The following is a 26,648-nucleotide window of genomic DNA, read 5'->3' as shown; positions in this document are numbered from 1 at the left end:
TAATTATATATTTATGTTTTTATATTTGTTACGCTGGAATTGATAATTGATTCAACTTCTTTCCTGTTAGTTTCTGAATATCATTTAGCATTGCATTCTCTTCCACCGAACAGAAAGTAAGAGCAGTTCCACTATTACCTGCACGTCCGGTACGGCCGATACGATGCACATAAGTTTCGGGAACATCGGGCAAATCATAATTGATAACCAACTCCAGTTGATCCACATCTATCCCCCTTGCAGCAATATCCGTAGCAATGAGAACTCGTGTTTTTTGCGACTTGAAATTATTCAACGCACGTTGACGTGCATTTTGAGATTTGTTGCCATGAATAGCTTCGCTACCGATCCCTGCTTTACAAAGAAGACGTGCAATTTTGTCTGCTCCATGCTTCGTGCGGGAAAAAACTAAAACAGATTGCTTTTTATCTTTTTTCAACAAATTGATTAACAAGTCTTTCTTTTCTTGTTTCTCTACAAAATACAAATATTGTTTAATAGTATCTATAACAGATGATGCAGGTGTAACTTCTACCTTAAGAGGATCTCGCAGAATAGAGCGAGACAAGGAAGCTATTGTAGATGGCATAGTAGCAGAGAAAAACAAAGTTTGTTTCTCTTTCGGCAACTTAGGCAGCAGACGTTTAATATCATGAATAAAACCCATATCTAACATACGGTCAGCTTCGTCAAGAACGAAATGACGTATAGAGTCCAGATTTATAAAACCCTGATTAATCAAATCCAATAGTCGTCCCGGTGTAGCAACTAATATATCAATTCCTGTTTTTAGTTCATCTGTTTGCGCTTTTTGCTTCACTCCTCCATATATAACACAGTGACGAAGTCCTGTATACTGAGTATAGTCATTGAGGCTGTCGTTTATTTGGATTGCCAGTTCTCGTGTAGGAGTTAATATTAAAGCTCTTATTTCTCTCTTTTTGCCACTAACTTTATTCAAATAAAGTTGCTGAATGATAGGCAGTGAGAAGGCGGCGGTTTTACCTGTACCTGTTTGTGCCAATCCTAAAATATCCCGATTAGTTAAAGCCGGAATAATAGCTTTTTCTTGTATAGGAGTTGGCGTTGTATATCCTTTTTCTTCCAGAGCCTTTAATATCGGCTCAATAATATTTAATTCTTTAAATGTCATAAATAGTTTAACTGTAATCTACTACAGATTTTATAATTGAATAATGTGTTACGAACACTGTGCAACACATTTCCGTAAATTGTTAATAAAATAAACAAGAAAGTTAATTTTGACGTCATTTTTTACGATGGGAAGTTCCGCTAAAACAGTGGCGGAGCAAAACATTGCGAAGAAAGATACAATATAAACTCGATTGTTCAAAAGACAAAGATACGAAAACAAATCGACTTATTGTATTCTTCGGGTTTTATTTGATAAAACCATCTAGTATATAGGGGAATAAAACGATATAGACGATAATAAAAAAGTGTCCTGAAATAATTTGTATTATTCCAGGACACTCCCTCCTTTTTCCTTTATTTAAACATAAAAGAAAGAATATTTGACATCAGACTGTTTCTTTCTGCTTGATCTTTTATCGCTTCGAAAGGAAAACCAATTACACATGTTTTGTAATCGCCATCATGAGCAATACCGGCACTAAGATTATTCTCTGTATATCTGAATACTGTATAACTATTATCTCCGGCTGGTTCTAAAGCATCAGGTGATTCTACAGCATAAGCTACGGAATTGAGTTTGGTATAAAACTCATAGTTGCCAGAAAATACGGGAAATGGAGACGCTATTGTTTTTACTTTCCCTTCAACTGCTGCACGCCCTACTCTCCATTTATATTTTAACACATCAGAAGCAAACTTTTGATCTTCTACTTGAGGTTTTTCCGTATCCCACAGATCAGAAGCTACATAAGCTCCGCTTATAAAGATATTTCCTCCGTGTTTACAATAATCAGTAATTTTGCTTTGCAACTCTTTAGTAAATGTCTTGAACTCAACAGGACTTACTCCTCTACCTATTTTTGTCTGTCGTTGTTTCCCTAATATCAAATCTACTAATTTGTAAGAGTTCATATTCACCGCTTCGTCCAATATAGCATCACGGCTTACAGACACGAACGAATATCCGGCTGCAGCAATAGATCTCCCATGCATAGACGGATAGTCAAATGTATTTCCGGCAACAACTGTTGTTTCATAATTCGCATTGCTTGCACCAAAGCCTGCTGCATCGTCATCCATCCAAGGTATCACCCTCCTGAATTCGTATTGGCTTCCAATATAATTATATTCTACTTTATCTGGCACTCCATGGTCAATAAAGTCTAAAAATCCACCAATGCTATCTCTCGAAGCAAAGCTATAAGGAGCAGATAGTCTATCAAAACCATTAACTATAAGCACTTGCCCTTTCTCTTCCGACTTCTTACATACCGAAAGTATTTCAGACGGAAAGCTTTGTCCTCCTTTGTTTACAGCAGTTATCTTAAAGCTATATAATACTTCTTTTTCGATCGGCATAATCGCACTTGTACCATTCACCACCTTCCCATTATCAAAGTCTCCATCGCCTATACGTGTATATACGATATATTGATCAGGCTTTGCGCTTGGCTCGGTAACATCATCTACCGGCTTCCATTTTAATTCCACCTGAGTATCCCCGGAAAATTGCGCACTAAATGACTTTACAGGTAATGGCTGCACAACATAATCATAGCCATATTGATGAGCTATGAATTTGAGCATACCTTTATATATGGAGCGGCTAACCGTAAAACGAAAACGAGGATCGAGCCCATATTTCATATCTGCAAAATTCTGATGCGACAGTAATTCCAACAACATGGTAGGCACATTCGGAACACGGGCCTCACTATAAGAACGATTCCACATCTGGCGACGAGTCCACTGCGGTTCATACTCGCGGCGAATATCTTTTACGATCTCATCCATTATCAGTTCGGTAAGGTCACGAGAAGCCCAGCGAGTCTTACCATTTTCAAACTTTTCATCATTATGATGTGTCATATAAATACCCAGGCTTCCAATAATAGAATCGTTGAAGGTAGTACCCGCATCGGTATGAAAAGCCATCGCAAGGTCTATCGGAATATTCAGTCCGTCCTTTTTAGGTAATACCGAAGAACCCCCTGCAATATAATTTACCCAGAAACCTCTACTTTGATAATCGTCGGTATAGTCATTTTTTCCTTCGCTCTTGTTGTATATACTATCGGGAGCACCAGCCCATTGCAACCAGTAACGAGCACCCTCTGTATAACGAGGATAACCGCTCACCTCAGGTTTGTAATCTATCGCCGGAAGTTTCTTTATTTTATCATTTTCAATAGTTTCAGAGCTTTTAGTATTGTCGGTTACAATACCGCTGGCATGAGGTAGTCTTGCAATATTACCCATTCCTCCTCCTATTTTAACAGCATCAGCAGTCAATATACGTCCGGCTTTATTGCTTTTATTAGTCAATACAACCTTACAATTTTCATTTATACCCTTATCAAAAGAAAAATAACCTAGAAAAATCCACGTACCTCCACCCATCTTTTGATTAATACTAAAGTCAGTTTTTCCACCCTTATGATATACTGTATATCGGGCATCATCTGTACTATTTCCTAATGTCTTATATGATATATACACACCATATTTACCATTTTCGGGAATATCAGGAATCCATTCACATCGACTTTCTTCTCCGTTCTTTATTGTCTTTACTTCTTTGTAAGAGCCTGATCTGAATGGATTTTCTCCATCCAGATATAACTCTTTCAAATATGCAAATCCTTCATAGTAGCCAGCTGTCCAGCTGTCTTTTCCATTAATTTCTTTATATATCGATTTATCTTTATTTCTATCGTTATCTACAATTATTTCATGTCGCTGTATATCACGTTCGCGAGGCAACAAAACATTTGCACCTGCATTTTCGAGCATAGGTACTAAGTATGGCAATACATAACTTTGAGTATATAGATCTTCCACAGTCTGAAAGATACGAGCGCGCTGCCACTCCCAACGTGCTAACTTTTGTTCGTAATACCATCCGTGGCTTTGCCATATAGCCAGGTGATGATTCTGCAATCCTCGGTCAGCAACATAGGGTTGAGATAAGTTTGCTATCAATGGTTTATCAAGCTTGTTAGCAAATAGCTGCTTTCTTTCTTTTCCAAATAAAACCAAATCTTCTACTTTTCGGGTATCTGTAACCAATTCGGCTTTGTATTTTTTATACTTTTCGGGAAGTAGACCTTTAATTTTATTATAAATAACATCTACTTCATTTTTCTGAAAAGGAATATAGGAAAGGTTTACTCCAGCAAAGAAGGTTATAGTTTTCCCTTTCATGTTGACAGAGTCTATTTTTATTCTCCCTGTTTTTACATCCTTGTTGGCAAATTCTGTCAGGTATGTTCCAATATTACGTTTAATACTATCGGGAATAATTTGAGCTTTTATTTCATTCACTATAAAAAATGAGAGAAATAAAAGAGAAACATTGAAAAAAAAATTCCTTTTCATTATAATTTAATTTATCATAAACGCTCAAAAGAATAACCTCTTTTTGCTAAACCTTTTATAATTTCATTTAATCTCAAATATAATTTATCTTTTCTATCAGGATGAGTTCCCGGATGAATAAGAATGATAGCGCCATCCAATGTATTTGCTTTTTCATATGCAAACAGCTGGTCTATTATCTGTTGGGAAGACATGTAGTTTTTCATATCCGGGGTCGTATAATCGGCAGCTGTTCTCAATCCGGGAGTAAAGTTAATCGTTATCTGATTTTGCGATTCAATTAAGTTCACATTTTCCTTATTATACCACTCATACGGAGGCAAATAATAATTCACATCAGATTGTTTTACTCCATGCTTTTCGAGTTCATTCATATTTTGCCTTAAATCATTAATAAGGCTATCTGATGTCACAAGAGACTGACCCCTATTTCCCCAAGATGCATACAACAGATGCTTATCTGAATGTCCTCCTACATAATGTCCTTTTTTAATAATTTTATTAATCGTTTCTTTATGTTCTTTCATTCGCAGACAATTCCCTGTTAGGAAAAAAGATGCTTTAATTTTATTATTATCTAAAGTATTGAGAATAGATGAAGCTCCCTCAAATACTGAATCTGCAGAAAAAATTAAATGAATTACTTTTTTATCTGTGTTGATTCGAACAGTGGCTCCATAGGCATCAGTTACCGTATTATTTAGTTTACTAGACTGTTTTCTTCCTAATTGCTCCATTATGGAGAGGTAATATATCATGTAACAAGTACCATCGATCACAGGCTCATTAGTTCCATAAGAATCTTGATGAAATACAGCCGGACCATTCTGAAAGGCAGCTAAAGGATCTTTACTGCGACTCACTTTTGGGACGCCCAAGAATGTATCATGCCAACCTTCATTGATGGGACCATCAACCAATCCTCCCAAACGAGTTTCGTCTGTTCTGGAAGAAACGGCTCCTTCAGGAAAACCTCCGATAAAAGAGAATCCCCAAGGATTACAACCTAAAATCCAATCACGTAAAGCAGCTTCCATCTCTTGAAAAGAACTATCTCCTGAGACCTCTTTATATTGATGAGCATAAGAAGCGGCACCAATAACGGCAAAGTTAGCACACCACACATAAGGTACACCATTCATAAACGGCTCATTTCCTGCACGGTTTCGAATAGTTTGTAATCCTTGACGCATAAAGTCGGTGAATTTTTTACTTGTTACTGTATCTTGAGATTTTGCCATCAGGTGATGTCCTTGATTAACAAAAGGATAGAATTGATAGTGACGTGCAAATCCAAATGCCCACAAAGGATTAACGGGTTCAAGTTGTCCCCAATAGTCTCCTTCGGCACGCCATTTAGGCTCTTTGGTAAGAGTATAAAATGTAGCAGCCGCTAACTCTATATCATCCACATAATTGTCTTCTTCGTAAAAATAAGGGGAAACTACACAAACTGTTTGAGTATTTCCGGGATGCTCAAGAGCAAATTGATAGGCAGGCTCTGCCTTATCTGATAGTACTTGAGCAAAAGTAGGATCTATATTCTTGAAAAGTTCGGCTCCCAGAGCAAAACAGGAAGCAAATTTACCTGCAGAGGAAGCCACTCCGGTGGTACGATTCAGTTGAATCTCTCCATTTCTGGGATTAGGTAAATCTTGAGGCTCTCCGGTAATAAAATAAACCGGTCGTCCCTTACCAGGTCCCCAGCCATAATCTACATTATCGTTTTGGGGCAGCCCATAACCGGCATGGTCTCGGTCATCAGCTATCTGATTGTACATTTCTTTAGGTGCAGGGTTCATTCTGGATAGCCAGTCTAATCCCCAACGGATTTCATCTAAGATATCCGGAATTCCGTTACTGCCGGGACTAGCATCAGCACGATAATTGTCTTTAAAAATTGTTTTATCTTTTGCCTGATAATAAGCTAACATCATGTGATAGATAGCACTTGCTGTGGTAGTAACATATTGTAATTTATCGTCTGCGTCATGCCAACCACCACGAACATCAATATGTTCCCCAGTACGGGTAGGATGCTCTACAATAAAACCATCATGTTGGTGACAAACGGTACCTAAAAAATTATTATGCCCGCAACGTTGACGGCGCATATAATTGAGCATAAAATCAACAGACCCTTCGTAAATATCTGCTCCAATCTTAAATTGAGGAGATTTAACGCCGGCAGCTTCAATATAATAATCGCCTTCTGCCTGAACAGAAGAAAAATCGAGACGAAAAGCCGATTTTAATCCCCAATATGCAGCATCTGCAATTTTTCCCTGTCCGCTGTATACTACTTTTCCGGTTTTTGCATCAACAAGAGAAAAATCAGGGGTACCATGTTGAGTTGTAGGCAACACGGGAGGTTGTCCTCTATTGCCACGAAAAGATAAATCGGGGGTAATTTCTTCAGTTGAGATCAACACTGCAACTTTGATATCTTTGGGTAGATATCCCAATTGATTTATCCTTACCCATGAAGATTGTCCATAAGACAGGGAAACCATCATGCAAAAAATAAAAAAAGCGACTAAGCGATGCTGTTTCATGTGACAAAAGATTAAGATAAAAGAAGGAGACAACTTGGCATCCCAGGATGTCTCCTTCTATATAGAATGTATAAATCTAATTATATAAAGAAGGTAGAATTTATAACATTATTTATTCCATCCTGGATTTTGAGGTAAATCAACACCTTCCCCTTTATATAAATCGATTTGCCCTGTTGGAATTGAATTTAAATAATTTTTACCAGCATCAAATACTCTATTGTTACTAGGATATACTTTAATATAACCATCATCGTTTAACGTTATATTTTTCTTTTCATTCTCTGATAATTTACTTTTATCCAAATATGCACCTAAAGCAACATCGGGATTTGAAGTATAATCAAGATAATCTCCCTTTTTCCAACGCATAAGGTCATAATAACGAAGCTCTGTCCATGTCATAAGTTCTGCTCTGCGCTCACGACGAATTTCCCATATAATAGAAGAAACAGCTCCTGTCTTATTTTCTAAAACACTTGTACGTTTTGGATCATTGATTGTTACTCCGTCAACCTGAACATTATCCTCAGTTACATATGTAAGTTTTTTTATGCCTGCTCTGGCTCTTAATAGATTGATAGATTTATCCAAATCCGCTTGTGTAATTTCCTTTAGCTCCGCACTCGCTTCTGCATAATTTAGCAATACCTCTGCATAACTAAATATTGGAGCATCAATTGTATTTTGTCCTGTGGTTGTTATATTAGGAGATGCAGAGTTATAGAATAAACTAATAACATATCCTGTAGACGATTTTCTCGATCTTGATAATGATTTATCAGAACCTCTAAAACTTATACCCTCTTTTTCAACCGCTGCTAATAAACGAGGATCCCTATTCTTTAATGTTTCTTGAAAATCCTTAGTTGAAGTATACAATGGTGATTGAGAGATTGGAAGACCATCAGTACACACATAATTTTCAAAAGCGGCCTTTGTCATCCCATTTACAACTGTAGATGTGTTCGTATAAGCCTGAATAGAATTAGCCTGTACTCCAAGAATATATGACTTATATAAAATCATTTCTGAGTTTTTGCTTAAGTCTTCCGAATTATAAACAGACTGATAGGCATCTGCTCCTGTAACTAATTTAAATTTCGTTGAAGCAATAATATCCTCAGCAGCACTTTTAGCATCTTGTAAGAAAACCTTTCCATCCCCAGCATTATGATATTTTCGGTAAGTACCCTCATAAAGACCAATCCTAGCTTTAAGAGCAAGCCCTACATATTTATTTACAGAATTAGCTTCATCGGCTTCCCTTAACAATGTTACGGCTTTATTTATATCTTCACGAACCTTATCCATCACATCGCTACGGCTAGTTCTAGGAAGATACACTACCTGCACATTATTAATATCCGTCACTCGTTTATCGTAATATGGGACATCTCCAAAGCGTTGAACCAATTTATAATACGCTAGAGCCCTATAGAAACGAGCGACACCTTCCCAATGATTTTTGGCTTCATCTGTCATTGGTACAGTAGGTATCTTTTCGAGCATAATATTTGCTCGATTGATATACTCATAATTATCTCTCCATTCTGTGTTAGAGCTACTTGGATTGGGCTGATATGGCAAATAAGAGTTTGCTGTTATATCATCTGAAAAGTTAGCACAAGTTGTAGCTCCTGCACTTTGAAAAAAGAACTCAGCAGTTGTGCCTGTACCGATACCATACGCTTTAAATTGATTGTAAAATTTCCATGCATATGTTTTCACATTGGCTTCACTTGTCCAATAATTTTGATCTGTAAAACCATCGAGAGGGTCTCTTTCAAGGAAATCATTACATGAAGTAAAGAAAGCCATTGTTCCTCCGATTATAGCCAGACTTATATATTTTTTAATTTTCTTCATAATCGTAAAATTTAGAAATTAACTTGTAATCCAAATGACAATGTTCTTGGATATGGATATGTACGCCCCCAAGCAGCTTCTGTCTCATTAATCTCAGGATCGACAGGCAAACGGCTATTCTTAAATTCAGCAAGGTTTTGACCACTGAAATAAACCCTTACTTTATCTACGCCTATTTTGCTAGTTAAAGTAGTCGGTAAAGTATAACCAAGTGTTACATTCTTTAGACGAAGATATGCCATACTTAACAGATATCTTGATTGAGACACAAAATTATTTGATCCGGTTACACCTTGACCTACAGCATTACTTGCATGAGGAAAATATGGATTCGGGAAGAATGCGTCAGTATTATCTTCTGTCCAATAATCCATTTGATGGGCATATAAAGCATCGGCACGGTTATATAAAGGCAAAATTAAGTCAGAACTAGCCCAATAATCACGTTTACCTACTCCTTGGAAAAATACATCGATATCAAATCCATAGAAATTAGCCCCAACACGGAAATTATATTGATAGCGAGGTGTAGAATTTCCTATCACTTTCATATCTCCAGGATTATCTGCAGTACGATCTCCCGATGTGATCTCTCCATCTTTGTCTAAATCTTTATACTTAACGTCTCCAGGACCATATTTAAAGCTACCAGTTATTAATTTCGATTGACTTGCAATTCCTGTTTTAAATGTTCCATCAGCATTAAAATCATCTTTCTGGAAAAGGCGATCAGTCTCAAATCCCCAAATTTCTCCAACCTTCATCCCTTTATAAAATTCGCCTAAAGAATTTGTAGGATTATCCCATTTTGTTACCTCTGTTTGATAATCAGATAAAGCAGCACTAGCATATATCGTTATATCCTTGTTGATCGGATAATTAAAATCTACAGAAAGTTCATACCCTCTAGTTCTTATATCTCCTGCATTAGTTAATGGCGCTGTAGTCCCTGTACCTTGAGGTAGAGTCTTTCCATATCTCAGAATTCCCTTATTTTCGCGTTGATACCAATCAAAACTTATACCGAACATATTGTTTAAGAACTTTGCATCGAGTCCGATATCATATGTTCTTATTTTTTCCCACGACAAGTCTTTATCTACTAAGCCCGGAGCAGCAACTGTAGGAACTAATGTTCCTCCAACAATCCAGTCAGCACTTTCAATGTTCATCATTGGTCGAAAAGCATTTGCCTTTACATTCTGATTTCCAACAGATCCCGCTGATGCTCTTAGCTTCAAGTCATTCATAATATTTTTAATCCCTTGCATAAATGGCTCTTCTGTTATACGGTATCCGACTGACCCTGAAGGGAAAAATGCCCATAAATGACCTATAGGGAAATTAGAAGACCCATCGTATCGTCCGTTAAGTTCTAGTAAATATTTTCCTTTATAATCATAATTCACACGTCCGAAAAATCCAGCAATAGCATATTCGTTGTGCGCAGGTTTTAATATATTCCAAGTCGATGTTGTATATTGAGCCCCCGTTGCAAGCTGTATATCTGGTAGAGCTTGATCCATAACATTTCTACGTTCTGCATAAAAACGCTTGAACTCATTCTTTTCAATATTCGTACCTGCTGTTACTTTTAAATTATGATTATCTGATATTCTTTTAGAATATGTTCCGTACGCATTCAATACATGAGTTTGATCTTTACTATTACCTAATGCAATTTTATCATATGCACTACCTACTGCCTGTACATATTTATATGCTGTCCCCATTATGTTATTAGGATCCCAACCTCCAGACCAAAAGTCTAATAATTGAACAGGATGTCCATTTATTGTACGATCCATTGTTTCAGTTGTAAAACTATATTCTGCTTTAAACTGCAAATCTTTTGTTATATCAGCAGTTAAAGATGCATTAAGTCTCATCAAGTCTGTTTGAAGGGTATTCATATTAGCTGCGTTCATAAAGCCTGGAGCATGACGGAAATACTTTCCTTGATATGTTCCATAAGGGAAATATTGTCCCCAACGCATATAATACCCAAAATATCCGTTTTCCCCTTCGATAGTATTAAGACCGCTGGAATTATAATAATTGAAAGGCTCTTTAAAATCTTTACGAGTAAATAACATACCAACACTTGAAGTCAACCATTTTGCTAGCTTTGTATCAAGACTCAAATTTGCATTATAACGCTTCAATTTATCTGTGTTGATTCTCATGAAACCAGACTGATCAACATAACCTAATGAAATAAGGAAAGTCGAGTTATCACCTAAGCGACCTTGTGCAGAAAGATTATGAGTCTGTTGCGGAGTCCAATCTTTTAACATTTCTTTGTGAGCATCCCATACCCGATAGGTATAAGCACGCCCATCAATAATTTCCCAATCTTCACCATAAATCATTTCTTTGTTATCAAAGGATCTGCTAGAGGCATATTTTTCCTTCCATTTTATAATTCCTGGAAGCAATACATCATGATACATCCCAAAAGATTCAGACCTTGATCCTGGAGTATTACGCTGAGAGGCAGCCATTAGCACAGGAAGCTCATCAACGGGATCTACAAATTTAACCAGATTGCTAGGTTTACTAAAAGCCATATTACCACTATAACTGAATTTAACCTTGTCTCCTTCTGCCCGTCCTTTTTTGGTGGTAATCAATATCACACCAAAAGCAGCTCTTGCTCCATAAATAGAAGCAGAAGAGGCATCTTTTAGAACAGATACATTTGCAATATCAGCCGGATTTATTAATGTCAAATCAGTAGGAACACCATCAACCAATACTAGAGGCTCTCCGGCTTCCTTTCCGTCAATAATAGTTCCAACACCACGAATGTTCATTTTAGCTCCTGCACCTAAATTTCCACTATTATATGTAATTGTCAAACCAGGCGTAATACCTTGCAGCGCTTTTGTCACATCAGTAAGAGGCTTACTACCTAATGCCTTCTCTACATCAACAGAAGCCACAGCCCCTGTTAAGTTTTCTTTTTTCTGCACACCAAAACCAACAACAACAACCTCGCTCATCATTTGAGCATCTTCTATCATTGTTACATTAATTGTTTTTTGATTCCCTATCGCTATTGATTGTGGTTTATACCCCACATATGTAAAAGTCAACGTTGCATTAGCTGTAGTGGAAATACTATATTCCCCATCCATATCAGTGAGAGTTCCGTTTGTTGTTCCTTTCACGGTTACGCTAACACCAATCAGTGGTTCTCCTTTAGAATCTATAACTTTCCCTTGAATAGTTACCTTTGCTTGTTGTTGCTCCATAAATGTATTTAACTTCGCCCCCGAAGCATAAACACTCATGGTAAATGAGCAAACCAGCCCAATAGCTAACAAACAAAGAATTCTCTTTGACAGTGTTTTTCTGTTTGTTTTTGAGTTATTCATAATACTTTGTTTATTAAAATTTTAAAAATACTTTTTCTTAATAAGTATAAAACATGAGAAGATTAAGGATTAATTTTAGGCTTATAGCTTTTTTTTCATACGTTTATTTAATAAAAGGTTATACAAATATTTAATTTCTGATTTTCTTTTTTTATTGAGCAGACAGAACACCAACAATCCCTTCACTAGAAGAAAATAGACATTCTTTATTGTCTAAGGGAACTACTGTATTTATTAATGAATTTCCTTTTTTATGTTTCCATAGTAGTTTGCCTGTTCTCGCATCCAAAGCGAAAACAATTCCATTCTTGGTACTGCCATATACAATATTATTCTTTTCCACCGGCATTGATGGGGCATGATCATATCCATAAAAGGCATTAACAGACCATATTTTATTCGGTGTATCACTTAATGCTGAATAACAAACAACACTATCTTGCATTGTTTTACTATACAGTCTGGTTTTATCGATGGATAGACCTATTGTCTCACGAACCATTGATTCTTTTGTGCGCCAAACTGTGTTGCCCGTTTGTGCATCTACAGCGGTCATTACCCTATCCGGAGCCGCAAAAAACACCTTACCATGTGCGGCTACAGGCCACACTGCTGCCGGAGAAAAATGCATACGAGTCAAACCGCCATTCCATTTCCACAAAAGACCACCCGTCTTTCTATCCAAAGCGTACATATTATTATCCCAAGCTCCGAAAATAACCTTGTCTTCATAAATTAAAGGACGAGTCTCTATATACCCTTCAACCTGACTGTACTCCCAGACAAGCGAGCCATCTTTTATATTTATAGCTCTCATTGTATGATCACTAGCCCCAATATAAGCAATTCCATCTTCAATTGCGACGGCTCCTAAAACAGCTTCTTTAGCCGGATATTTCCATATCTGCTTACCGGTATTTGCATGTATTCCATATATATACTTATCTGCAGACCCAAAAACAACAATATTATTACTTACAGCTGGAGTACCAACAATTCTGTTATTTGTTTTAAAGCGCCAAATCTCCTTCCCGTCTCGCAAACCCAAACAAGATAAAATGCCCGAATCATCTCCGACATAAACTTTATTCTGATAAACAACAGGAGATGAATATATAGTGTTGCCTATATTTGTAATCCATTTTTCTTTTACTTGAGGATAAATGTGATTTACAGAGTCTGATGGTCGCTTATAAATAGAATTATCTTCAGTGTAATATTTTTGAGATAAAGAATACCCACCCCATTTTTTAGGCTCTTGTCCTATTTTATGTTCATAAACCAATATTGAATCTGGTGTTACTCTGTATAAGGAATAGCCTCCCAATCCATCCGATTTATCTCGCAAGTTAGATCTATTCAAAATACCCGGTATCCCATCATAAGAAAACAATAGGTTACGATGATAATGACCTCCTAAAACTACTTTAACGTTGTATTTCCTTGCTAAATCTGTTACTTCATACCAATTATCGACATCTCCATCTTGTAAAGGATAGTGTGTTACAAGAACAAAAGGAGTGTTTGGCTTAGCAGATGAAAATTCATTTCTCAACCATGCGATATCTTGGGGTGCAACATGCCCATCCATCATCCGAATTATTGGCCCTGTAGCAAATCCTAGAAATGTAATTCCATTATATTCGAACTTAAATCGTTCTGAGCCGAAAATATGGCCAAAATCAGTAGCACCGGATTCACTCCATTTAGTCTCATGATTGCCAGATAACGGATAATATTTCACACTAAGTTGATCCAACAAACTTTTTACCTTTTCTAAAGATGCCCTATCTCCCTCTTCAGTTAAATCACCCGTAACCAAAACAAAACTAATATCGGGCGTTTTATTGATCTGATCAACAGTACGTTTTAAATCATTATAAGCCAAAGAATCTTTCGTTACATGCGTATCTGTTACTAGAGCAAAATTGAAACTTTGCCCTTTTATTATTCCAGCAAGCAACAATAAGGATATTAATAGAGGTAAACGGCAAGATAGGTTCTTCATATAAACAAGGTTTGTATAGATAAGCTGAATAAATAAGATCACTTCCCGACTTGAACTATACAAATATATAAGGTTTTTAGATACATTTTTTGAGTCATTCATTAATTTTAATATTTATTATATTTTATACATAAATTTTATACATAAATTTTATACAATATAATATTTACAAGAGTAAAATATATACCTAATAAATAATATGTTAGACATATAAAAGAGAAAAAGCACACGAACCCAAATAAGCAGAAAACAATATATATTAATATCATCAAACCACTCCAAATACTAAAAACAACTATAAAAAGAGAAAATACAGACCCAAAATAAGAATCAAACAAAGATACTTAAAGAAATTACACATAGCAACATTATACACAAAGCAAATATTTGTACATAACACTAAATTATTGTTAATTTAACAATTTATTATAACGATAAAGATGCCTAATTAAAGATATCCTCTTATATTTGTTGTGTAATCCTAATAAAATTAAAGCCACTGAACTATATAATCTCTAATCTCTTATCTTTGGAGTTCGAATTAGAATTAACAATCAAAGAATTAAACTATGAAAAGACTTTTGAATATAGCCCTTTTATTGCTCTTTATGGCAAACATATACGGACAGAATAGCCCGATTGTTGCTGCGGAATTAACAGAAGAATACATACCATTATTAAAAGATAAGCGTATAGCTGTATTATCTAACCATACTGGCATGGTTGGAAATAAACACTTAGTAGATATATTAGTACAAGAGAAGGTTAATGTAACGTCTATCTTCTCTCCCGAACATGGATTTAGAGGTGATGCTGACGCAGGAGAACATGTTTCGAATTCGGTGGACAAAAAAACAGGTATACCTATAAGATCCTTATATGACGGCAATAGCCGCAAGCCAAGTAAAGAAGCAATGGATTCATTTGATGTTATGCTATTCGACATACAGGATGTTGGTCTTCGATTCTACACTTATTATATTACAATGGTAAGACTTATGGATGTATGTGCAGAATATAACAAAAAATTTATCGTCTTAGATCGTCCTAATCCAAATGGACATTATGTAGATGGGCCGATACTAGACATGAAATATAAATCTGGCGTAGGATGGCTCCCAATACCCGTAGTACATGGAATGACTTTAGGAGAGTTGGCTCTGATGGTGAATGGAGAACATTGGCTTAGTGAAAACCGCATCTGTGACCTGACAGTGGTTAAATGCAAAAATTACACCCATAAAACTCTTTATGAATTGCCGATAGCTCCATCTCCGAATTTACCGAATATGAAATCAATATATCTGTATCCGTCAACATGCTTATTCGAAGGAACACCTGTGAGTTTGGGACGAGGTACAACTTATCCATTTCAGGTATACGGTCATCCTCAAATGAAAGGATATACATTCTCTTTTACACCCAAAAGCATACCCGGCGCAAAGAATCCGCCTCTTTTAAATCAAAAATGCTATGGAGTTGATTTAAGAAACATATCCGACGAAGATATATACAAGAAAGGAGTTGATCTCTCTTATATTATAGATGCATATAAAAATTTAAACATGGGAGACAAGTTCTTTACTCCTTTTTTTGAAAAACTCATTGGAGTAAGTTATGTACGAGATGTGATCAAACAAGGAAAATCTGCCTCAGAGATTAAAGAAATGTGGAAAGAGGACGTTGAAAACTTCAAGAATCAGCGGAAGCCTTATTTATTATACGAAGAATAAAAAAACAGTTGAATGAGTCCTATATTAGTACTATTAACTATAGCATTTTATTTTAGCATACTCTTTGCCATATCATATATAACAGGACGCAAAGCAGACAATCAGGGATTCTTTACCGGAAACCGTAAATCGCCATGGTATGTCGTTGCCTTTGCTATGATTGGATCTGCTATATCTGGGGTAACTTTTGTATCTGTCCCGGGTATGGTTGCCACCAGTGGATTTTCGTATATGCAAATGGTGATGGGGTTTGTTGTTGGACAATTTATTATTGCATTTGTTCTGGTTCCTTTATTTTACAAGATGAACCTGACATCCATATATGAATATTTAGAAAACCGCTTTGGTATTGCATCATATAAAACAGGTGCTTGGCTCTTTTTCATATCTAAGATGCTGGGAGCTGCTGTTCGATTATTTTTAGTGTGCATCGTATTGCAACTATTAGTTTTTGCACCACTTAAGCTTCCTTTTATTTTGAATGTGATGTTCACTGTGGGACTGGTATGGCTTTATACATACAAGGGTGGAGTAAAATCATTAATATGGACGGATTCTTTAAAAACATTCTGTTTGATTGTTTCGGTAGGATTATGTATCTATTATATTGCATCAGACTTAGGGCTTAATTTTTCGAGTATGTTATCAACCATTAACGAACATGATTTCTCCAAAACTTTCTTCTTTGATGATATAAATGACAGACGCTTCTTTTTCAAACAGTTTCTTGCCGGCATATTTACTGTGATAGCTACAACAGGACTAGATCAAGATATGATGCAGAAAAATATGAGCTGTAAGAATTCCAGCGATTCTCAAAAAAATATTATCATCAGTGGTTCGATGCAATTAATAATTAATCTATTGTTCTTAATGCTCGGGGTTTTATTATATACCTATGTATTTCAGAACAATATATCTACTCCCGGAAAAAGCGATGAAGTATTTCCCCTACTAGCCACGGGCGGATACTTCCCTACCATAGTCGGCATATTGTTTATTATCGGTTTGATATCTGCGGCCTATGCTGCTGCCGGATCGGCACTGACAGCTCTGACTACATCTTTTACGGTAGACATACTGGAAAGCACAAAGAAAAAATCAGAAAAAGAGGTAGCACAGATACGGAAAAAAGTTCACATAGGCATGGCTATAACGATGGGAGTGACAATCATCATAATAGACCTACTTAACAATACTTCCGTTATTGATGCCGTATATATTCTGGCCAGCTATACGTACGGTCCTATATTAGGCTTATTTGCCTTTGGTATTTTTACGAAAAAGGCAGTCAAAGACAGATATATACCATTAGTTACAATTATAGCACCTATAATCTGTTTTATTCTGGATAAAAACTCCGAAATATGGTTCAACGGATATAGGTTCAGCTACGAAATATTGATTATAAATGCGATATTAACATTCATAGGATTATTTATTCTTACAACTAAAAATAAATCAACAGTAGAATATTATCAAACGAAATAAACTGAAAACGATGAAGATCAATTGTTTTATACCTTTTCAAAGCGTAAGTCAAGTAAAAGAGACTATATTATCTCTTAAGGAATCTGAGCTAGTAAATAAAATATATCTGCTAAAAGAAAACGATAATCAAGAAACCATTGAAGGTTGCGACATATTAGATATAGATACGCTACGCTCAACAGCAACAATAAAGAAAATAGCATCTAAAGCCGACGCTGAATATACCCTGATCTACACCAAGTCTGCAAGTCTACGCCTTGGCATGTTTGCCTTAGACCGTATGTTGCAAATAGCAGCTGACTCAGGTGCAGGAATGGTGTATGCCGATCATTATCAAATAGCAAACAACGAAAAGAAAAACAGCCCTGTAATCACATACCAGAAAGGGAGTTTGCGCGACGATTTCAATTTCGGGTCTGTATTAATATACAAGTCTGATAGATTGAAAAAAGCTGTAGCCGATATGGAGACAGAATATAAGTTTGCAGGCATATATGATCTTCGATTAAAAGTATCTCAAGAATCCGAGATTGTGCATATAAATGAATATTTATATACAGAAATAGAAAACGACACTCGCAAAAGCGGCGAAAAAGTTTTTGACTACGTAGATCCTAAAAATCGGGAAGTGCAAATTGAGATGGAAAAAGCATGTACAGAACACCTGAATACAATTGGTGCATACTTAGCTCCTAACTTCCGAAAAGTAGAATTTGATCAGGTAAACTTTGAGTACGAGGCTTCGGTAATAATTCCTGTCAGAAACCGTATCAAAACAATTTCTGATGCGATAAAATCTGTACTAAGCCAGAAAACAAACTTTAAGTTCAATCTTATTATCGTAGATAACTATTCTACCGATGGCACCACCGAAGCTATTGAAAAATTTACAGACGAACGCCTTATACACGTTATTCCCGAAAATAAAGAACTGGGAATAGGTGGTTGTTGGAATGCCGGTGTACATCACCCGAAGTGTGGAAAATTTGCCGTCCAATTGGATAGTGATGATGTATATTCTGATGAAAATACCTTACAAAAAATAGTAGATGCATTCTACGAACAAAACTGCGCCATGGTAGTAGGAACATATATGCTTACCGACTTCGATATGAAAATGATACCTCCGGGTATTATTGATCATAAAGAATGGACACCAGACAATGGACGAAACAATGCTTTGCGTATAAACGGCTTGGGTGCTCCACGTGCATTTTACACACCTGTTCTGAGAGAAATCAAAGTACCTAATACCAGTTACGGAGAAGATTATGCGTTAGGCCTACATTTTTCGCGCAACTACCAAATAGGACGTATATATGATGTCTTATATCTCTGCCGCCGTTGGGATGACAACTCTGATGCATCATTAGACATAGTGAAGATGAATGCACACAATACATATAAGGATAGAATTCGCACATGGGAAGTTGAAGCTCGTATTGCTCTTAACAAAAGCAATAGGTAATTGTAATTAAAAAAGTTTGAAAAAATGAGGGTTGGATTTACGACTCATGAAAAAGCCCTCATTTTTTGATGCCAAATAAAAAGATATGGATCGTACATCTAAAGAAGCAAAAGAACTATTACAATCTCAGTTGAAAGAATGGGATTTGGCAAGAATAAATTTTGAAGCTCTTAACCGTGTAAAAACAAAAGAGTTTCATTTTGATGGATTTAAAATAAGGGTTCAATTCAATCCTGCACGCATTCAATCATCTGCTGCAAAAGTGGATGCGAAATCCATACAGGAAAGAAAATGCTTTCTTTGTCCAAATAATCTACCAAAAGAACAAAGAGGAATTGACTTTGCCAAAAACTATCAGATACTTGTAAATCCATTTCCTATTTTTCCTGAACACTTTACAATACCAACATATGAGCATACCGATCAACTTATCTTCAACAGATATGGTGATATGCTCGACTTGGCAAAAAGCCTGTGTAAATATACTATATTTTACAATGGCCCTAAATGTGGAGCTTCAGCACCCGACCACGCGCATTTTCAGGCGGGGATAAAAGGATTCTTGCCAATAGAAAATGACATAGAGTCGCTACCAAAAGAAACGATATATACAACCGAATCAACAGCGGCTTCTGTATTAAAAAACTATCAAAGAAATTGTTTTTTGATTGAGACAAAAGATAGAGAAGAAGGCATCCGTTTTTTCAAGCTGTTGTATAACCTCCTTGAAGTAAAAGAAGGCGATCAGGAGCCAATGATGAATATCATCACTTGGTACAACAATGATATTTGGTACAGTTGCATCTTTCCTCGAGAAAAGCACCGTCCGTCTTGCTTCTTTGCCGAAGGTGAAGAAAATTTGCTAATCAGCCCTGCCTCTGTAGATTTGGGAGGTGTATTTATCACTCCTCTTGAAAAAGATTTTGAAAAAATTACGAAAGAAGACATTTCTCTCATATTAAAAGAGATATGTATCGACAGTCAACAAATGCAGTCTATTACCGATAAGATAAAACAAAGCGTATGGAACCAAAAGTAAGTGTCGGCATTTTATGGAATAAAAAAATAACTTTTATTCTCAATGATGCCTATTTATACCAAGGACAAGAAGCCTCTGGAGAAAACACCGTTTCTTTCATCGATGGAAAAATCGTATGGAATGGAAGTGCCTATGATGAATTATATTTCGAACCAAAACATAAAGATGCATCATTCACTATTAAAGATGTCGTAATTGGCATCAACTTCCACTGGGAACGGAAGGAAGATCAAGAATTTCAAGGAGCATTGAAACTAATAGTAGAGAATGATACGATCACTGCAATCAATATTATCAGTGTAGAAGATTACCTGACAAGTGTTATATCTTCCGAGATGAGTGCCACTGCTTCTCTCGAATTACTAAAAGCTCACGCAGTGATATCTCGTAGTTGGCTCTTAGCCCAAATAGAAAAAAATCGCGAGATTATTGCACAAGAAGAAAAATATACCACTTTCATCGAAACTGAAGATGAAAGAATTCGTTGGTACGATAGAGAAGACCACGTCAATTTTGACGTATGCGCAGACGATCATTGTCAGCGTTATCAGGGCATAACAAGAGCCAACTCAAATATTGATATCGTTAAACAAGCTATAGAAGAAACCAAAGGTCAAGTACTAAAGTCTGAGAACAAAATATGCGATGCTCGTTTCTCTAAATGTTGCGGAGGAATTGTCGAAGAGTTTCAAAACTGCTGGGAAGATACAAAATTCCCCTACCTAGTAAAACTAAGAGATGATGACAGTACAAAGGATATACCTGACCTGACACAAGAACAGGAATCCATAAAATGGATACATACTCGTCCTTCTGCATTTTGCAATACGCAAGATAAAAAGATATTAAGTCAGGTTCTGAATAATTATGATCAGGAAACAACCGACTTTTATCGTTGGCAAGTAGTATACACCCAAACAGAATTATCCGAATTGGCATACAGGCGTTCAGGTATAGATTTCGGAACAATTCAAGAACTAATCGCTATAGAAAGAGGAACATCAGGACGATTAATCAAGCTGAAAATAGTAGGATCTAAGAAAACCATGACCATCGGCAAAGAATTGGAAATCAGGCGTACTTTGTCAGAATCTCACTTGTATAGTTCTGCTTTTACTGTCGACAAAAAAGATGATCAATTCATCTTAACAGGAGCCGGCTGGGGACATGGTGTCGGCCTTTGCCAGATAGGTGCTGCAGTGATGGGTGAAAAAGGCTATCAATACAATCAAATATTGTTGCATTATTATATCGATGCAACTATTGAAAAGTTATATTAAATAAATTTATACGAAGGATAAAACCATGAAAGAAAAGAAAAAATCACCGTGGGCATGGATTCCATCGCTTTATCTAGCTGAAGGTCTACCGAATGTTGCTGTAGTTACAATTTCTGTTATTATGTATAAGCGGATGGGCATATCAAATGCAGATATAACGCTTTATACGAGTTGGTTGTACCTACCATGGGTTCTTAAATTCTTATGGAGTCCCTTTGTCGATTTATTGAAAACCAAACGTTGGTGGATAATAACGATGCAATTACTAATTGGAGCCGGATTTGCAGGAATTGCTTTTACTATACCTGTTCCATTCTTTTTTCAAGCTACATTAGCATTTTTTGCATTATTATCCTTTAGTTCTGCAACACATGACATCGCTGCGGATGGATTTTATATGTTAGGGCTTAACTCTAACGATCAAGCTAAATACGTAGGAATCAGAAGTACGTTTTTCCGTATCGCAATCATTATGGGCCAAGGAGTACTCATTATTCTTGCAGGCTTTCTGGAAAGTACATCGGGATGTGAACCTGTTACAGTAAATATTGATGCATCCCCTCAATACTCCCAATCTACTTTATTTGTACCGAAAGTGCAAAATATTACTGAGCAAGATGGAGATATACATTTCATTACAGATAAAAATATTATACAAATAGGGACACACAAAGTGAATAAAGATAGTTTGACAGTTATCCTGACAAAGGTTTCAGAATCAAACATAAAAAATGGCTTTATATTAAAAGAAAAGGAAGATAAAAAAAAGGAAGACGGTTGGTGGAAAAAAAACATTTCAAACCCTTTTGGGAATTGGATAAAAAATAACTTCGGAGAAAAACGTTACGTTACAGAAGCCGATCATACTGGAAATATTGCTATCCAAGCAATATGGTTGTCGAAGAAGCCAGAAGAAGGAAAAGAAATGATCTTAAACACAACCATGAATCGAGGAGATAATAGTATTTCTTTGCTACATGGGGAACGGCTATCTTTTAACCAGAATAACTGGAATAAACCCGCATATCTTATTTTTCAGATAGATCCTAAATTAACGACTGCTAGTTCTGCTGAATACAAAGGTCTATCAGGGAATATCCCTTTTGCATGGTCTGTCACCTTTTTTGTATTAGCCGGATTATTTATATTTTTCAGCTTCTACCACAGAGTTGCATTACCTAAACCGGATTCGGATATACCGCATGCGCACATTACAACTAAATCTATCTTACGAGAGTTTGGAACAACGATTGTTACATTCTTTAAGAAACCACAAATAGGTATTGCTATATTTTTCATGCTCACTTATCGTTTTTCTGAAGCTCAACTACTGAAGCTTATTAATCCGTTTCTATTAGATTCAAAAGATGTAGGTGGTTTAGGACTAACGACAGGTGAGGTTGGATTAGTATACGGTACAATCGGTATTATCGGGCTTACACTGGGAGGTATTATAGGTGGATTGGTAGCCGCAAAAGGTGGATTAAAGAAATGGTTATGGCCAATGACATTAAGTATGTTACTTACCATTGCAACATTCCTTTATTTAAGTTTTAGCCAAACGGATAATCTATTAATAATAAATATTTGTGTATTTATTGAGCAATTTGGTTACGGATTTGGTTTTACTGCATATATGTTATATCTAATGTATTTCTCTGAGGGGGAACATAAAACATCCCATTATGCTTTTTGTACCGCCTTTATGGCTCTAGGCCTTATGATTCCGGGTATGTTTGCAGGATGGCTTCAAGAACAATTAGGATACAATCACTTCTTCATTTGGGTAATGATCTGTAGCATTATTCCGATCATTGCTGTTTCTTTACTGAAGATAAATCCAAGCTATGGTAAAGCAACGGATAAAGAATCTTAAAAACAATAAAAAGTAATCAACAATGAAAAAAGTATCGATAATATTATCACTATTATTCTTGTTCTCTTTCACAACCTTCGCACAGAAGATAAAGATTAAGACAGGAATCGAAGTTTTAAAAGAACAAAACTTTAAAATACTAGAAGGAAAGCGTGTGGGACTTATAACAAATCCTACAGGGGTAGACAATAATATGAAATCTACCATCGATATTCTTCATGAAGCAAAGAATGTACAGTTAGTTGCTCTTTTTGCTCCCGAACATGGAGTAAGAGGCGATGCGCACGCAGGAGATCATGTAGATAATGTAACAGACCCGAAAACAGGATTACCCGTATATTCATTACATGGAAAAACACGTTTTCCTTCTACCGAGATGCTTAAAAACATTGATGTGCTGGTATATGATATACAAGACATAGGTTGCCGTTCGTTCACTTACATTAGTACAATGGGACTAGCAATGCAGGCTGCTGCGGAAAACAATGTGGAGTTCGTAGTTCTCGACAGACCAAATCCTCTAGGAGGTTTAAAAGTTGAAGGCGGATTGGTTGACGACAAATTTATTTCTTTTGTAAGCCAGTTCAAAATACCTTATGTATATGGGTTGACTTGCGGTGAATTAGCATTGCTGCTAAACGGAGAGAATATGCTAAGCAGACAGTGTAAACTGCACGTAGTAAAAATGAAAAGCTGGAAGCGTAAAATGACGTACGAGCAAACAGGATTGCAATGGATTCCATCTTCACCTCATATTCCACAACCAATTTCAGCAGTTATGTATCCCGTATCCGGAATCTTAGGTGAATTAGGCTATATGTCTATCGGTGTAGGTTATACAATTCCATTCCAGATGTTTGCTGCCCAATGGATCAAAGCCAGCGATCTGGCTGATAATCTTAACAAATTACACTTGCCGGGGATACATTTCAGACCAATATATCTGAAACCGTTCTATTCTGTAGGACAAGGAGAGCAACTGGAAGGTGTACAAGTACATATAATGAATTATGAAAAAGCTCGTTTATCCGAAATACAGTTTTATGTGATGCAGGAAATAGCTAGATTGTATCCTGACAAAGCTATTTTTGACAATGCGAATGATAAACGCTATAGAATGTTTGACCAGGTTTCGGGAAGTGACTATGTAAGACTTACATTTGCTAAGAATAATAGATTCGATGATATAAAAGATTTTTGGTATAAAGAAACAGAACCGTTTAAAAAGACATCAAAAAAATATTATCTATATAAATAGTTATTTGAGATACCAATTTGAAAATTACAAAGCAAAAGGTTACAATATAAACATACCGAAAAAGTGTCACTTTTGTCACCTTTTAGCACCATAATACTTGATTATAAGCAATATAAAAAAAGTAACAAATGACTCAAAAACCAAGTAGCAGACTCCTATCTCTCGACATACTGCGGGGAATAACCATTGCCGGAATGATAATGGTAAATAACCCGGGTTCGTGGAGCTATATATATTCGCCTCTGGGACATGCAGCGTGGCATGGACTAACTCCTACCGACTTGGTTTTCCCATTTTTCATGTTTATTATGGGAATATCAACTTACGTCTCGTTAAGAAAATTCAATTTTGAGTTCAGCAAGCCTACACTCTTCAAAATACTAAAAAGAACGGTAGTTATATTCCTCATCGGGATTGGATTGGGCTGGCTCTCATTGTCATTCAGAACATTTAATAGTCTATCGAGTGAAGATATTGGCTTTTTTGAAAGATTTATAACAGCTATTACAAACTTCGAGCATATCCGAATACTCGGTGTTATGCAACGACTGGCACTTACATACGGTGCTACAGCTCTGATAGCTATATTTGTAAAACATAAGTATATCCCTTATATCATAGTTGTTACACTCATTGGATATTTTTTACTGCTCTTATTTGGCAACGGATTCGACTTTAGCGAGGATAATATTATCTCAGTCTTTGACAGAGCTGTTTTGGGTACAAATCACATGTATAAAGATAGCGGTTTGGCAATTGACCCTGAAGGGCTATTAAGTACAATTCCTGCAATCTGCCACGTACTAATTGGATTCTGTTGCGGAGAAATTCTCCTAACAACCAAAGACAATAACGAGCGAATACAACGTTTATTTATAATCGGAGCGGTAATGACATTCTTGGGCTTTTTACTTAGTTACGGTTGTCCGATTAACAAAAAAATATGGTCTCCTACATTTGTTTTGGCAACATGTGGGTTAGCATCAACGTTGCTTGCTCTTCTGATATGGATCATTGATATAAAAGGGCATAAAAAATGGAGTGTATTTTTTGAATCATTCGGTGTAAATCCTTTATTTATATATGTTGCAGCAGGTATTTTCTCTATTTTGCTCGGAAACATAATTTTTACATATGACGGAAATATAATTAATTTAAAAAATTTCATATATCAAATCTGCCTACAACCTTATCTGGGTAATTACCTCGGTTCGCTTGTATATGCCCTTTTGTTTGTAGGATTTAATTGGATAATAGGAAACATATTGTATAAAAAGAAAATCTATATTAAAATATGATATTATTAGCAGATGGCGGCTCTACAAAGGTCGATTGGCGTTTAGTAGAAGGTACTAAAGAGATCAAACAGATTTCTACCAAAGGAGCAAATCCGTTTTTTCGGTCTCGAGAAGATATTAGTGAAGAAATAAAGAAAGTTATTAACCCCGTCCTCAATGGACACACAATAGATTCTGTCCATTTTTTTGGTGCAGGATGTGCATCACCCGAAAAGAATAAAATTGTAAGAGATGCGATAGCAGATAACATAAAGACATCTCACATTGAAGTAAATAGTGATTTGGTTGCAGCGGCAAAAGGATTATGTGGAACAAAAAAAGGTATCGCTTGCATACTTGGCACAGGATCAAACTCTTGTTTTTATGACGGAGAAGAGATTGTTGAGAACGTTTCACCTCTTGGCTATGTATTAGGTGACGAAGGAAGCGGTGCTGTACTTGGACGCTTATTCTTAGGAGCATGCCTGAAAAACCAATTAACAAAAGGGTTGAAAGAAAAATTCCTGAAAGAATTTGATCTCACCCCAGCAGCTATTCTGGATATGGTATATAGACAACCTCTTGCAAATCGTTTTTTGGCAAGTTTATCACCGTTTTTGGTAGAGAATATACACGATAAAACGGTTTATGATCTAGTATACAATGCTTTCAAAGACTTTTTTGTAAAAAATGTGATGCAATATGACTACAAAAATAATGATGTGCATTTCACCGGGTCGGTAGCATACTATTATAAAGATTTGGTACGCAAAGTTGGTGCTGACTTAAATATTAAAGTAGGTATCATCTCTCAGTCTCCGATGGAGGGTCTCATAAAATACTATGCAGGCGAATGTCAAACAATACATAATTAATTCAAC

Annotated in this window: 15 protein-coding genes; 9 read left to right on the top strand and 6 right to left on the bottom strand. The window is 36.2% G+C overall.

The features are described 5' to 3' along the window. Positions 1-28 precede the first annotated feature (28 nt). The 6 genes from E4T88_RS03505 to E4T88_RS03480 form a co-directional block, all read right to left on the bottom strand. Entirely contained in the window at positions 29-1,153 is a 1,125-nt protein-coding gene (locus E4T88_RS03505) for a DEAD/DEAH box helicase (RefSeq protein ID WP_135104080.1), read from the bottom strand. 356 nt (positions 1,154-1,509) lie between these two features. Beyond that, positions 1,510-4,533: a golvesin C-terminal-like domain-containing protein gene (locus E4T88_RS03500; RefSeq protein ID WP_135104079.1), complete on the bottom strand. Its 3,024-nt coding sequence runs from the start codon at positions 4,531-4,533 to the stop codon at positions 1,510-1,512. Between the two features lie 14 nt (positions 4,534-4,547). Next, the gene (locus tag E4T88_RS03495) at positions 4,548-7,088 is read right to left on the bottom strand and encodes a bifunctional glycoside hydrolase family 9 protein/polysaccharide deacetylase (RefSeq protein WP_135104078.1); all 2,541 of its coding nucleotides are present in this window, start codon (positions 7,086-7,088) and stop codon (positions 4,548-4,550) included. Positions 7,089-7,196: 108 nt separating this feature from the next. After that, positions 7,197-8,957: a RagB/SusD family nutrient uptake outer membrane protein gene (locus E4T88_RS03490; protein WP_135104077.1), complete on the bottom strand. Its 1,761-nt coding sequence runs from the start codon at positions 8,955-8,957 to the stop codon at positions 7,197-7,199. Positions 8,958-8,968: 11 nt separating this feature from the next. Beyond that, complete coding sequence (locus E4T88_RS03485) at positions 8,969-12,337, bottom strand: SusC/RagA family TonB-linked outer membrane protein (protein ID WP_221411789.1); 3,369 nt, start codon at positions 12,335-12,337, stop codon at positions 8,969-8,971. 151 nt (positions 12,338-12,488) lie between these two features. Next, positions 12,489-14,345 (bottom strand): outer membrane protein assembly factor BamB family protein, encoded by a 1,857-nt coding sequence (locus E4T88_RS03480; RefSeq protein ID WP_135104076.1) that lies wholly within the window; start codon positions 14,343-14,345, stop codon positions 12,489-12,491. Between the two features lie 569 nt (positions 14,346-14,914). Between E4T88_RS03480 and E4T88_RS03475 the strand changes: the two genes are divergently transcribed. The 9 genes from E4T88_RS03475 (at position 14,915) to E4T88_RS03435 (ending at position 26,642) form a co-directional block, all read left to right on the top strand. Next, the gene (locus E4T88_RS03475; RefSeq protein ID WP_135104075.1) at positions 14,915-16,078 is read left to right on the top strand and encodes an exo-beta-N-acetylmuramidase NamZ family protein; all 1,164 of its coding nucleotides are present in this window, start codon (positions 14,915-14,917) and stop codon (positions 16,076-16,078) included. Positions 16,079-16,090: 12 nt separating this feature from the next. Further along, positions 16,091-17,569 (top strand): sodium:solute symporter, encoded by a 1,479-nt coding sequence (locus tag E4T88_RS03470; protein WP_135104074.1) that lies wholly within the window; start codon positions 16,091-16,093, stop codon positions 17,567-17,569. A 10-nt stretch (positions 17,570-17,579) separates the two neighbouring features. Beyond that, positions 17,580-19,037 carry a glycosyltransferase family 2 protein gene (locus tag E4T88_RS03465; protein WP_135104073.1) on the top strand — a complete coding sequence of 486 codons (1,458 nt, stop codon included), beginning with the start codon at positions 17,580-17,582 and terminating at the stop codon, positions 19,035-19,037. Positions 19,038-19,122: 85 nt separating this feature from the next. After that, positions 19,123-20,076 (top strand): DUF4922 domain-containing protein, encoded by a 954-nt coding sequence (locus tag E4T88_RS03460; RefSeq protein ID WP_135104072.1) that lies wholly within the window; start codon positions 19,123-19,125, stop codon positions 20,074-20,076. Further along, positions 20,061-21,356: a SpoIID/LytB domain-containing protein gene (locus tag E4T88_RS03455; RefSeq protein WP_135104071.1), complete on the top strand. Its 1,296-nt coding sequence runs from the start codon at positions 20,061-20,063 to the stop codon at positions 21,354-21,356. The genes E4T88_RS03460 and E4T88_RS03455 overlap by 16 nt, the downstream gene beginning before the upstream one ends. A 25-nt stretch (positions 21,357-21,381) precedes the next feature. Beyond that, positions 21,382-23,232 carry an MFS transporter gene (locus E4T88_RS03450; RefSeq protein WP_135104070.1) on the top strand — a complete coding sequence of 617 codons (1,851 nt, stop codon included), beginning with the start codon at positions 21,382-21,384 and terminating at the stop codon, positions 23,230-23,232. A gap of 22 nt (positions 23,233-23,254) precedes the next feature. Next, positions 23,255-24,490 (top strand): exo-beta-N-acetylmuramidase NamZ family protein, encoded by a 1,236-nt coding sequence (locus tag E4T88_RS03445; protein WP_135104069.1) that lies wholly within the window; start codon positions 23,255-23,257, stop codon positions 24,488-24,490. Positions 24,491-24,618: 128 nt separating this feature from the next. Next, positions 24,619-25,788 (top strand): acyltransferase family protein, encoded by a 1,170-nt coding sequence (locus E4T88_RS03440; protein WP_135104068.1) that lies wholly within the window; start codon positions 24,619-24,621, stop codon positions 25,786-25,788. Beyond that, complete coding sequence (locus E4T88_RS03435; RefSeq protein ID WP_135104067.1) at positions 25,785-26,642, top strand: BadF/BadG/BcrA/BcrD ATPase family protein; 858 nt, start codon at positions 25,785-25,787, stop codon at positions 26,640-26,642. Before E4T88_RS03440 ends, E4T88_RS03435 begins: the two co-directional genes overlap by 4 nt. Positions 26,643-26,648 lie beyond the last annotated feature (6 nt).

Origin of the sequence: Dysgonomonas mossii, assembly GCF_004569505.1 — a bacterium.
In the GTDB taxonomy this organism is placed as follows: Bacteria; Bacteroidota; Bacteroidia; order Bacteroidales; family Dysgonomonadaceae; genus Dysgonomonas.
Note: the sequence above shows the minus strand (reverse complement) of the source record. Positions and strands in the feature narration are given on the sequence as shown.

Bases quoted from the DNA above. Each gene is read 5' to 3' on its own strand.
- E4T88_RS03505 (WP_135104080.1), bottom strand. From the start codon at position 1,153: ATGACATTTAAAGAATTAAATATTATTGAGCCGATATTAAAGGCTCTG.
- E4T88_RS03500 (WP_135104079.1), bottom strand. From the start codon at position 4,533: ATGAAAAGGAATTTTTTTTTCAATGTTTCTCTTTTATTTCTCTCATTT.
- E4T88_RS03495 (WP_135104078.1), bottom strand. From the start codon at position 7,088: ATGAAACAGCATCGCTTAGTCGCTTTTTTTATTTTTTGCATGATGGTT.
- E4T88_RS03490 (WP_135104077.1), bottom strand. From the start codon at position 8,957: ATGAAGAAAATTAAAAAATATATAAGTCTGGCTATAATCGGAGGAACA.
- E4T88_RS03485 (WP_221411789.1), bottom strand. From the start codon at position 12,337: ATGAATAACTCAAAAACAAACAGAAAAACACTGTCAAAGAGAATTCTT.
- E4T88_RS03480 (WP_135104076.1), bottom strand. From the start codon at position 14,345: ATGAAGAACCTATCTTGCCGTTTACCTCTATTAATATCCTTATTGTTG.
- E4T88_RS03475 (WP_135104075.1), top strand. From the start codon at position 14,915: ATGAAAAGACTTTTGAATATAGCCCTTTTATTGCTCTTTATGGCAAAC.
- E4T88_RS03470 (WP_135104074.1), top strand. From the start codon at position 16,091: ATGAGTCCTATATTAGTACTATTAACTATAGCATTTTATTTTAGCATA.
- E4T88_RS03465 (WP_135104073.1), top strand. From the start codon at position 17,580: ATGAAGATCAATTGTTTTATACCTTTTCAAAGCGTAAGTCAAGTAAAA.
- E4T88_RS03460 (WP_135104072.1), top strand. From the start codon at position 19,123: ATGGATCGTACATCTAAAGAAGCAAAAGAACTATTACAATCTCAGTTG.
- E4T88_RS03455 (WP_135104071.1), top strand. From the start codon at position 20,061: ATGGAACCAAAAGTAAGTGTCGGCATTTTATGGAATAAAAAAATAACT.
- E4T88_RS03450 (WP_135104070.1), top strand. From the start codon at position 21,382: ATGAAAGAAAAGAAAAAATCACCGTGGGCATGGATTCCATCGCTTTAT.
- E4T88_RS03445 (WP_135104069.1), top strand. From the start codon at position 23,255: ATGAAAAAAGTATCGATAATATTATCACTATTATTCTTGTTCTCTTTC.
- E4T88_RS03440 (WP_135104068.1), top strand. From the start codon at position 24,619: ATGACTCAAAAACCAAGTAGCAGACTCCTATCTCTCGACATACTGCGG.
- E4T88_RS03435 (WP_135104067.1), top strand. From the start codon at position 25,785: ATGATATTATTAGCAGATGGCGGCTCTACAAAGGTCGATTGGCGTTTA.